11 protein-coding genes are annotated in these 10,456 nt (G+C 62.2%); 4 read left to right on the top strand and 7 right to left on the bottom strand.

Annotation, left to right across the window (positions count from 1 at the left end; translation table 11 throughout):
* Positions 1 to 22: 22 nt before the first annotated feature.
* Positions 23 to 913 (bottom strand): LysR family transcriptional regulator, encoded by an 891-nt coding sequence (locus VFN25_RS08045; protein ID WP_325140624.1) that lies wholly within the window; start codon positions 911 to 913, stop codon positions 23 to 25.
* Between the two features lie 118 nt (positions 914 to 1,031).
* Here VFN25_RS08045 and VFN25_RS08050 point away from each other — a divergent pair, with 118 nt between their 5' ends.
* The 4 genes from VFN25_RS08050 to wrbA all read left to right on the top strand — a co-directional run bounded on the left by VFN25_RS08050 (position 1,032) and on the right by wrbA (position 3,865).
* A complete protein-coding gene (locus VFN25_RS08050) occupies positions 1,032 to 1,442 on the top strand; it encodes a DoxX family protein (RefSeq protein WP_325140626.1) in 411 nt (136 codons plus the stop codon).
* Between the two features lie 62 nt (positions 1,443 to 1,504).
* Entirely contained in the window at positions 1,505 to 2,227 is a 723-nt protein-coding gene (locus VFN25_RS08055) for a pirin family protein (RefSeq protein WP_325140628.1), read from the top strand.
* A gap of 33 nt (positions 2,228 to 2,260) precedes the next feature.
* Positions 2,261 to 3,166 carry a pirin family protein gene (locus VFN25_RS08060; RefSeq protein WP_325140631.1) on the top strand — a complete coding sequence of 302 codons (906 nt, stop codon included), beginning with the start codon at positions 2,261 to 2,263 and terminating at the stop codon, positions 3,164 to 3,166.
* A gap of 99 nt (positions 3,167 to 3,265) precedes the next feature.
* Complete coding sequence (gene wrbA, locus VFN25_RS08065) at positions 3,266 to 3,865, top strand: NAD(P)H:quinone oxidoreductase (RefSeq protein WP_325140633.1); 600 nt, start codon at positions 3,266 to 3,268, stop codon at positions 3,863 to 3,865.
* Positions 3,866 to 3,943: 78 nt separating this feature from the next.
* Here wrbA and VFN25_RS08070 read toward each other — a convergent pair whose 3' ends face one another.
* From VFN25_RS08070 to VFN25_RS08095, 6 genes are all read right to left on the bottom strand, one after another.
* Positions 3,944 to 4,312 carry an MliC family protein gene (locus VFN25_RS08070; protein ID WP_325140635.1) on the bottom strand — a complete coding sequence of 123 codons (369 nt, stop codon included), beginning with the start codon at positions 4,310 to 4,312 and terminating at the stop codon, positions 3,944 to 3,946.
* A 102-nt stretch (positions 4,313 to 4,414) separates the two neighbouring features.
* A complete protein-coding gene (locus VFN25_RS08075; protein WP_325140637.1) occupies positions 4,415 to 5,314 on the bottom strand; it encodes a pirin family protein in 900 nt (299 codons plus the stop codon).
* Positions 5,315 to 5,386: 72 nt separating this feature from the next.
* Positions 5,387 to 5,956, bottom strand: coding sequence for an NADPH-dependent FMN reductase (locus VFN25_RS08080; RefSeq protein WP_325140639.1), 570 nt, complete (start codon positions 5,954 to 5,956; stop codon positions 5,387 to 5,389).
* Positions 5,957 to 6,229: 273 nt separating this feature from the next.
* On the bottom strand, positions 6,230 to 7,177 hold the full coding sequence (locus tag VFN25_RS08085) for an aldo/keto reductase (protein ID WP_325140641.1): 948 nt from the start codon (positions 7,175 to 7,177) through the stop codon (positions 6,230 to 6,232).
* The gene (locus VFN25_RS08090; protein WP_325140643.1) at positions 7,174 to 8,508 is read right to left on the bottom strand and encodes an NTP/NDP exchange transporter; all 1,335 of its coding nucleotides are present in this window, start codon (positions 8,506 to 8,508) and stop codon (positions 7,174 to 7,176) included. The genes VFN25_RS08085 and VFN25_RS08090 overlap by 4 nt, the downstream gene beginning before the upstream one ends.
* 157 nt (positions 8,509 to 8,665) lie before the next feature.
* Positions 8,666 to 10,141 carry a catalase gene (locus VFN25_RS08095; protein WP_325140647.1) on the bottom strand — a complete coding sequence of 492 codons (1,476 nt, stop codon included), beginning with the start codon at positions 10,139 to 10,141 and terminating at the stop codon, positions 8,666 to 8,668.
* Positions 10,142 to 10,456 lie beyond the last annotated feature (315 nt).

The raw sequence follows: 10,456 nt of genomic DNA on the forward strand, positions 1-10,456 counted from the left end.
TGTAATCGACTGCATGTGGCGATCACTCGCCAGCCTCACGGAAGCGCTCGACGAGAAAATCGCTGAACGCTCGCACCAGCAAGGATAGCTGTCGATGCTGCGGATAAACCGCATGGACGGTGAATGCTTCAGGTCGGAACGGCTCCAGTACCTCAACCAGTCGGCCATCCGCCAACGCAGCGGCGATGATGAAGTCGGGCAGGATGGTCAGGCCGAGGCCGGCGATCGCCGCATCGCGCAACATCTCGCCGTTGTTGGAGCGCATCGGTCCGCTCACCGATTGCTTGCGTGTGCGCTCACCAATACGAAAGGTCCACTCGCCGTGGCGGGTATGCCCGTAGATGAGGCAGGCGTGTGCGCCGAGTTGTTCCGGTGAGGTCGGTACGCCGTGTTGGCGCAGATAGTCGGGACTGGCACAGGCGATCAATTGCACGCTGCTGATTCGTCGCGCGATCAGACTGGAGTCGGCCAGCGCACCGATGCGCACAGCCATGTCGTAGCCTTCACCGATCAGGTCCACGGCGCGGTCATTGAGCTCAAGCTCCACCGACACCTGCGGATGACGTTGCATGAACGCCGGTATCAGCGGGCCCAGATGCATGGTCGCAAACGTCATCGGTGCGCTCAGTCGCAGCACACCGCGAGGCGTCGCCGTCTGGCTGGTGATCATCTGTTCGGCGGCATCCACCTCCTGCAGGATGCGCTGACTGCGCTCGTAGTACGCCAGGCCAAGATCGGTGACGCGCAGTTGCCGCGTCGATCGCAGCAACAACCGGGCACCGAGACGTTTTTCCAGGGCGGCGACACGCTTGCTGACGAACTGCTTGGACAAGCCCAGCCGATCGGCTGCGGCAGTAAAGCTTTCCGCATCCACGGTCTCGACAAAAATCCGCATGTCCTGGAGCTGGCCCATTGTCCCTTACAGGTTGACAGTGTTGCGCCATCTATCATCTTTATTGAATCGATTGGCGACTCTAATATAGCGCTCATGGTGCAGCGGTGTCTGCACCTTCTCACTTCGGAGCACTCTCATGATCAATCATCAAATGTCTCTTGTTTCTGCCGCGGGCCGTGTGTTGCTGGCATTGCTGTTTCTGGTCAGCGGCATTGGCAAACTCGCCGCGCCGGCAGCGACAAAGGCTTACATCATCTCGGCCGGCCTGCCGCTTCCGGATCTGGCCTACCTGATGGCCGTGGTCGTCGAGGTCGGGCTGGGCCTGGCCTTGCTGCTCGGTTACCGCACCCGCGTGGTGGCAGCCTTGATGGCGGCCTTCACCGTGGTCACCGCGTTCGCTTTCCATGCTGACTTCGCCGACGGCAACCAGATGAACCACTTCCTGAAGAACCTTGCGATCAGTGGCGGACTGTTGCAGGTCGCGGCGTTTGGCGCAGGAGACTTTGCCCTGGATGCCCTGCGTGCGCGTCGCCGCCCGGCCAACTGAACGAATTGATTCCGGATGGAGACCCGTTCTCCATCCACATCCCAACAACGAGGAGAACCACCATGATGCAAGTACGCAAGGCTTCTGAACGTGGCGTCGCCGAGCACGGCTGGCTGAGCTCGCGCCATACCTTTTCGTTCGCCGGTTATCGGGATCCGAGGCAGATCGGCTTCTCCGACCTGCTCGTGATCAACGAGGATCGCGTCGCACCGGGCAAGGGTTTCGGTACGCATCCGCACCGCGACATGGAAATCTTTTCCTATGTGCTGGAGGGCGCGCTGGCGCACAGCGACAGCATGGGTACCGGATCGCAGATCAAGCCCGGCGACGTGCAGCTGATGAGCGCCGGTAGTGGCGTCACCCATAGCGAATTCAACGGATCCGATAGTGCGCCCGTGCACTTCCTGCAGATCTGGATCGTGCCGGACCACGCCGGTGGCAAGCCGGTCTACCAGCAACAGCACTTCAGCGAGGCGGACAAGCGTGGACGCCTGCGCCTGATCATTTCCCCGGATGGCCGCGACGGCTCGCTGCGCATCCAGCAGAGCGCCCAGGTTTACGCCGGGCTCTTCGACGGCGACGAAAGCGCGACGCTGACCCTGGACAAGGACCGCCATGCCTACGTGCATGTCGCCCGCGGCAGGATCGAGCTCAACGGCGTGCAACTGGGCGCCGGAGATGGTGTGCGCCTGCGCAACGTGCAGACGCTGCAGTTCGCCGCCGGCAAGGATGCCGAAGTGCTGGTGTTCGATCTGCGACCGCAGGAATTGCCGCAGATGCCTTGATCAGAAACACGCATGACTAATGGAGAAGCACTCATGAGCACTCTCATCCGTGAACGCCTGAAGGGGCAGAGCCACGATCTCGGCGATGGCTTGATGATCCGGCGCGTGCTGCCGACGCCGAGCGGTCACGCGATCGGTCCGTTTATCTTCATGGACCACTTCGGACCGCTGACTCTGCCGGCGACGAAGCCGATGGACGTGCGCCCGCACCCGCACATCGGCCTGGCCACCGTGACCTACCTTTGGCAGGGGCGCATCGAGCACAAGGACGCGCTCGGCAACACGCAGGTCATCGAACCGGGTGCGGTCAACTGGATGACCGCGGGACGCGGCATCGTCCATTCCGAGCGCACCGCCGCCGAAGACCGCGGCCACGCCCAATCCCTGCACGGCCTGCAATTGTGGGTGGCCCTGCCGCTGGAACACGAACGCATTGCGCCGTCGTTCGAGCACACCGATGCCTCGGCTTTGCCGGAACTCAGTGTCGACGGTGCCAGCGTGCGGGTGATCGCGGGTACCGCTTACGGCGCACGCTCACCGGTATCGACACTGAGCAAACTGTTTTACGTGGATGCGCGCATGCCGAAGGGTAAAGCCCTGCACGTGCCGGACGAGCACGTGCAACGTGCGGCGTATCTGCTCGAAGGCGACATGCGCGTCGATGGCGAATCGCTGCAGCTCGGCGAACTGATGGTGTTCAGGCCCGGGGCGAAGATCGCGCTCGGCGCCAGCGTCGACAGCCATGTGGTCTTGCTCGGTGGCGCGCCACTCGATGCGCCGCGCTATCTGTGGTGGAACTTTGTCGCCAGCTCCGAAGCGGCGCTGGAGGAAGCCAGACAGGCATGGCGCGAGCAACGCTATGCCATGGTCGAGGGTGATGCGGAGTTCATCCCGCTGCCTGACGATGGCCGGCTGACGCTGCGGCTCGAAGCGGGTTGACCACGATGCGGCCTGAAGTGACTTCATGCCGCATTCGAGACACGGGCGCTGCCCCGACACTTTCCCTTTCACTCATCAATGATTCAAACGGAGATCAGCATGGCAAAGGTATTGGTTCTGTATTACTCGGCCTATGGCCACGTCGAAACGCTCGCCAACGCCGTCGCCGAAGGTGCCCGCGAGGCGGGTGCGACGGTTGACATCAAGCGCGTCCCGGAGACGGCACCGGAAGACGTCGCCAAGGCGGCTCATTTCAAGCTCGATCAGGCGGCACCCATCGCCACGATCGAGGATCTTGTCAACTACGACGCGATCATTGTCGGCACCGGCACCCGCTTCGGCCGCATGTCCTCGCAGATGGCGAGCTTTCTCGACCGGGCGGGAGGCCTTTGGGCACGCGGTGCGCTGCATGGCAAGGTTGGCGGCGCGTTCACCTCGACCGCCACCCAGCATGGTGGCCAGGAGACAACACTGTTTTCAATCATCACCAACCTGTTGCATTTCGGCATGGTGATCGTCGGTCTCGACTATGGCCATGCAGGCCAGATGACGCTCGATGAAATCACCGGTGGCTCACCGTACGGCGCGTCGACGATTGCCGGTGGCGACGGCTCACGCCAGCCCAGCGAGAATGAGCTCGTCGGTGCCCGCTATCAGGGACGGAAGATCGCCGAGACGGCCAGCAAGCTTGCTGGCTGAGAAAGGCTCAAGACTCAACTACACCCGTGGCATTCGGCCGGCCCGCGCTGCGGGCTCGGCGCGAATACCCGACCGCACTCAGTACTCCGTGCAAGTCTCGATGCTGTCGCCGGAAGTGCCATCATCCCGGTGCTGGAAAAGAGTGCCTTCGGAACCATGGCCAGATCCCTTTGTCCACCACTCCAGCTCGCCACCAACGTAGCGCGCGCCGCTGCCGGAGACCGCAATTTGCATTTCGTGGCGATTGCCCTTGTATTGGACCGTGGCCGAATCGGTGGACGGATAGGTTGCTATAACGGTCTCACCGCTCTCGCAGCGGTAGTTGTGCTCGGACGCCATGGACGATGCCGACGCAGGCGTCTGCACGTCACCGTTGTCCTGCGGAGAGCTTGTGCACGCAGAAACGAGCAGGATTGAGGTGAGCGAAAGCGCAGCAAGAATTTTCATATCAGTATCCAAATTGTTTGATTGTGGCCTGACGCGTGGCGAACGCCATGATGATTCTTGTCGGTCTCTTCCTTCTTTGGTACTGGCGATGCCATGGAATCTTCACGACATGGGTTCGGGTTCGCGTGGTTCTCCGATTTTCGGTGGCAGCGGAATGAACTCGTCGTTGTCGAGATCCGGCAGTTTCATTCGCCCGTTGGCCCAGTCCTCACGCGCCTGATCGATGCGTTCCTTTGACGACGACACGAAGTTCCAGTCGATGTAGCGTGGTCCGACCGGTTCGCCGCCCAGAGCCATGAGCACGGCATCGCCGATGGCGGCAATGGTCACCGACTTGCCAGGAATCAACACGGCCATCGAACCCGCTTCGATGCGCTGACCATCCACCTCGACCGCGCCGCGTGCCACGTAGACAGCGCGTTCCGGGTATTCGGCGGGCAGCGACACACGCGCTCCCGCGCGCAATTGCCAGTGCACGTAGAACTGCGGCGAATCGGTGCGCACCGGTGAGACCACGCCCGACAGGCGCCCGGCAATCAGTCGCCCGACCGCGCCGTCGTCGTCGAACACCGGCAGCGCCGCACTCTCGTAATGCCAGAATCCCGGGTCCATTTCCTCGCGCTCGTCCGGCAGCGCCACCCAGGCCTGGATGCCGTCGAGCAGTCCGCCTTCGCGACGCAGGTGCTCGAAGCGTTCGGAATGCGTTATGCCGCGGCCCGCGGTCATCCAGTTGACCTCGCCCGCGCGCACGGCCTGCTCTGATCCGACGCTGTCACGGTGCATGATCTCGCCGTCGAAAAGATAGGTAATTGTGGACAATCCGATATGCGGATGCGGGCGAATGTCCGCCTCGCGCGGCAATCCCGGCTGCATGTCCTTGGGACCCATGCGGTCGAAGAAGATATACGGCCCGACCATCCGTCGTTTGGCAAATGGAAGCACGCGACCGACCTCGAAACTGCCGAGGTCGCGACGCCGCTGCTCGATGACCAGTTCGATCACGTGACGACTCCTGATTCCGGGATCGGGTACGAGTACCCGGCATTCCTCTGCTGTGCGTTCAACTCGACGGCCTCAGCTGTCAGCCGGTTTCGACAGGACATGGGCGATGTGCTCGTGGAACGCCTTGAGGTACTTGCCAAGGAATTCTGCCGTGGATGGGTCGGCGATTTCGCCGGCGTCATTGATCATCCCGTCCTTGAACTGGATGTAGGCTTCCGGCGAATTCATCTGTGGCGAGTTGAGGAAGCCGAGGATGCTGCGCATGTGCTGCTGGCCGACGGCCGTGCCGATGGCACCGGGCGAGGTGCCGATCACCGCAGACGGAATCTTGTCGAATGAGTTGGTGCCCCAGGGGCGGCTGGCCCAGTCGATGGCGTTCTTGAGCCCGCCGGGAACGGAGCGGTTGTACTCGGGGGTCACGATCAGGATCGCGTCGGAACTCTCGATCGCCTGCTTGAACTTGCGCCCGGCTTCCGGGTAGTCGGCGTCATGGTCATAGCTGTAGATCGGCAGATCCCGGAACGAGATTTCCTCGAACTGGAGCTGGGGAGGTGCAAGCTTGAATAGCGCATTGGCCAACTTGCGGTTGATCGATTCCTTCGCGATGCTGCCGATCAGGTATCCCACTTTGTATGTCTTCATCTGATGCTCCCTGGTTTTCGAAATGACCGCCAACGGTCCAAATCACGCCGCTGATGGGATTGAGGCGGCGGCAACCTGCCTGGCAGGGTCCGCTGGCGCACATTAGCAGTTTCCCGATGAAGCCCGGATCAATCATGCCGGGACTCCCATGTCGATGATTGTTCTGCACTCTTTATGGCGCATTGTCGGAACGCTTTGGGTCCTCGATGCGCGGGCTGATCGGGGAATCCATATCCTGTGCATACCCGAGTAGCCGGCTGGCACGGTCAGGTTTCAGAGTGACTCAACGTGCGCGATCATGCGTTTGCGCATCGCCTTGTCCGGCAATCGACCCATCGCCGCGCCCATGTTGTCGATCATGTGCCGCGCCTTGCTGGTGGCCGGCGTGGCGACGGTTACCGCCGGGTTGGACACGACGAATTTCAGGAAGAACTGGCCCCAGCTGCTGGCATCGAATTCGGACGCCCATTCCGGCAGGGTTTTTCCGCGCACTGCCTGCCACAGCCGGGTGCGCCCGAACGGCGCGTACACCAGCACGCCGATACCCTTTTCCTGCGCCAGCGGAAAAATGGTTTCTTCCATCGTGCGGTTGTCAATCGCATATTCGACGCCAATGAAATCCAGCGGCTGCTCGCGCATCACTTGCTGCAAGTGCTCGTACTGCGGAGCGAATGTCGTGGTGATGCCGATGTAGCGCACCCGGCCCGCGGCCTTATTCTCCTTGAGGATGCCCAGTTGGGTGTCGGGATCGCCCATGTTGTGCACCTGGATCAGGTCGACCGGACGCTTGCCGATGTGTTCGAACGAAGTCTGTACCTGCGCGCGAGCCGCCGCCTCGTCGGCCTTGCCACCGCCGCGCGGCGCGACGTTGAGTTTGGTCGCCCAGAAGATCGATTCGGTGATGCCCAGCTCGCGCGCCAGCTCAGCGGCCACCTTCTCGGAAGCGCCGTAACTGGGGGCGGTGTCGAACACATGGCCGCCCTTGTCGTGCAGCGCCTTGAGCACTTCGCGCAGCGCGTCCACGTCCGCGCTGCCGGCGACGCGCGAGAAAGTTGCCGAGCTGCCCAGTCCGACCACTGGCAGCTGCTCGGTGGTGCCGGGTATGGCGCGGGTGATCAGTGACATCGGCGCGTCGTCGGCGGCCATCAGCAACCGGGGACTGACCGCCAGCGCCGTACCGGCGGCCAGCGAAAGCTTGAGGTATTCGCGACGGGTGATCATGACGGACTCCTTGCTTCGGGGGGAGATGGCGGCGAAGTTGTCGCCGTGGTTTCGATGATGCCAGCTGTGGCCAGGCGCTGCTGGGTGCGGCCCAGCCACAAGCCAAGCAGCGCCCACAGCAGCGCCAGCGGGACAGCTACGGTAGCCAGCGCGCCGAGTCCCAGCCCGATCCGGCCCAGGCCACCTTCCACCTGTGCGCCGACCACATCGCCGCTGCGGTAGACGAAAGTGTCGATGAAAGCCTTGGACTTGTACTTGTCCTCGCGGCTTACCACCGTGTACAGCGTTTCGCGGGCAGGTCGAGTGATCGCGCGCTGAATCGCGCGAAAGCTCGCCTCGAACACGATCAGCACCGCCAGCGATCCGACCATGGCCAGGCCGAGAAAACCCAGCGCCACGCTCAGCGGCAGCAAGGCCAGGGTGATCGCCACGCCGAGGCGCTGCATCAGGTGTCCGGCGATCACCGCCTGCAGCAGCAGCGTCGCCAACTGGGTGATGAGGTCGATACGCGCGAACACGGTCGCCCGCAGGTCGGTGTCATCGCCAAGCTCGGCGACCATCTGCAGCCGGGTGAAATAGAGGAAGGTGGCCATCACCGTCAGGATGACGATGTAGCCGGCCATGCCGGCCAGGTAGCGTGACTGGAAGATGGCCTTGAAGCCTTGCCAGGCACTGCCGCCGATCACCGCGCGATCGGGATCTTTGGCTTGCTGCCCCGACAGCGATCGTGGCTGCGTGCGCGCGAGCAGCCAGGCCAACGCCACGCCCAACAGCAGGAAGCCCACCGCCACCAGCAGCAGCGCCGGCGTGCCCAGCGGTCGTGCCAGCAGCGCGGCCAGTGCCGGGCCGGCGATCGCGCCGAGCGTGCCGCCCACCGCGATCAATGCGAAGAAGCGCCTGGATTGCTCCAGCGTGAAACGATCGGCCATCAGCGCCCAGAACACCATGGTCACGAACAGGTTGAACACGCTGAACCACACAAAAAACACTTGACCACTGGTGATGCCGATCGCCTCCGGCGCCAGCACCATCAGCAAGTAGAAGGCGAGCAGGCTGATCGAAAAGAACCCGTAGGTGGCGGTGATGAACTGCAAGCGGCGGAAGCGGCTGACCAGCCAGCCGAACAGCGGATTCACCGCCAGCGTGGCAAACGCGGTGCCGATGAACAGCCAGCGTACCGCCTCGATGCCACGCTGCATGCCCAGCGCGTCGCGCGCCGGGCGCAACACCATCAGGGCGCTCAGGATGCAGAAGAAAAATGTCGCCGCGAGCAGAACCGGAACGAGTTCCTCGCGGCGCACGTTGAACACGCGTTGCAGCCAAATCGACATCGGGTACCTTGCCAGTCCGGAATCCTGACACTACTCAATGCCTGTGCGGGCGACCAGTGCTGCTCCGATCGACCGCGCGGCGAACTTGCCTGCGCTTGCGGCTGAGTCGTCCCCGCTGACAAGCGCAGGCCTGGCGTTGGCTACTGCTTCGGGCGGCTTACGACGCCTTGCCGGCGCGCACCTTTTCCTCGATGCGTTTGCCGACCGCCGGATCGACGTTCTTCCAATACTCGAAGGCACGCTCCAGCACCGGGCTGCGCACGCCACCGAGCAGGGCCCCGGACACGGTTTCCACCAGCGCATCGCGCTCTGCATCGCTGAACACCTCGCGCACGAGGATGCCCGGCTGGGTGAAATCGTCGTCTTCGGCACGCAAGGTGTAGGCGCTGCGAACCATTTCGCCATCGGCTTCCCAACTATCCTCAACCACACCGGTTTCGTCCGCCCACGGCCGACCAGCGCTGTTGGTGGCGTAAACCGGTGCGTTGCCACTGTGCTGATAGGCCATCTGGCCGTCGAACATATAAGTGTTTACCGGCACCTTGGGCTGGTTGACCGGCAACTGGTGGAAGTTGGTGCCGATGCGGTTGCGCTGTGCATCGGCGTAGGCGAAGGCACGGCCAAGCAACATCTTGTCCGGTGACAAGCCGATGCCGGGGACCACATTGCCCGGTGAAAACGCGGCCTGTTCGATTTCGGCGAAGAAATTCTCCGGGTTGCGATTGAGGGTCATCTTGCCGACCCGGATCAGCGGGTAGTCCTTGTGTGACCAGGTCTTGGTCAGGTCGAACGGATTGATGCGGTAGTTCTTCGCCTCGGCGTACGGCATCACCTGCACCGACAGGATCCAGCTCGGGTGCTCGCCACGCGCGATCGCATCGAACAGGTCACGACGGTGGAAGTCGGCGTCGCTGCCAGCCATTTTCGCGGCTTCGGCATTGCTGAAATGAGCCATGCCTTGCTCGGTATGGAAGTGGTATTTGACCCAGAACTTCTCGCCAGCCTTGTTGATCCACAGATAGGTGTGTGAGCCGTAACCGTTCATCTCGCGCCAGCTGCGCGGCAGGCCGCGTACGCCCATCAGGTAGGTGACCTGGTGTGCGGTCTCCGGATTGTTGGTCCAGAAATCCCATTGCATGTGGTTGTCGCGCAGGCCGGAGTCGGGCAGGCGTTTCTGGCTGCGGATGAAATGCGGGAATTTCATTGGATCACGGACGAAGAATATCGGTGTGTTGTTGCCGACCAGGTCGTAGTTGCCTTCGTCGGTGTAGAACTTCAGCGAGAAGCCGCGCACGTCGCGCCAGGTATCGGGGCTGCCTGATTCGCCGGCGACGGTCGAGAAGCGGGCGAGCATGTCGGTTTTGGCTCCGGGCTGAAACAACGCGGCCCTGGTGTATTTCGAAACATCTTCGCTGACCTCGAGAACTCCGAATGCGCCAGCGCCCTTGGCATGCGGCTGGCGCTCAGGCACCTTCTCGCGGTTGAAGTGCGCCATCTGCTCCAGGAAATGCACATCGTGGAGCAAGATCGGGCCATCGGCTCCGATGCTCAGCGAATTGCGATCGCTGACCGCAGGCGCACCGGCACCCGTGGTTGATGCTGTTTTCTGCTGCTTGTCTGATTTCGAGCTCATGGCTGATTTCTCCGCTTCGGTGGGATTCTGCGCATAACGGAGCAAGTGTGCCTTGCTACTCGAAAAGACGCGAATCGAAAGTTCATATCACGCCGATAGCTTCGTTGAATCGCTTTTCGGAGGTTTGATGTTGTTCGGTCCGGACCGACATGGGAACCGTGAATTGACCGCGAAAATTGCGTGAGGCAAGCTGAATTTTCACCGGGTGAAGAAATATCCCATGGAAATGCTCATAGAACGGCAACGAGACTTGCTGATCGTGTTTGTCACTCGGAATGGCTCAGCTTCGTTTCAGCAGCTGTCTGCCGTCGGCTT

Source organism: Dokdonella sp. (assembly GCF_035703485.1).
In the GTDB taxonomy this organism is placed as follows: domain Bacteria; phylum Pseudomonadota; class Gammaproteobacteria; order Xanthomonadales; family Rhodanobacteraceae; genus Dokdonella.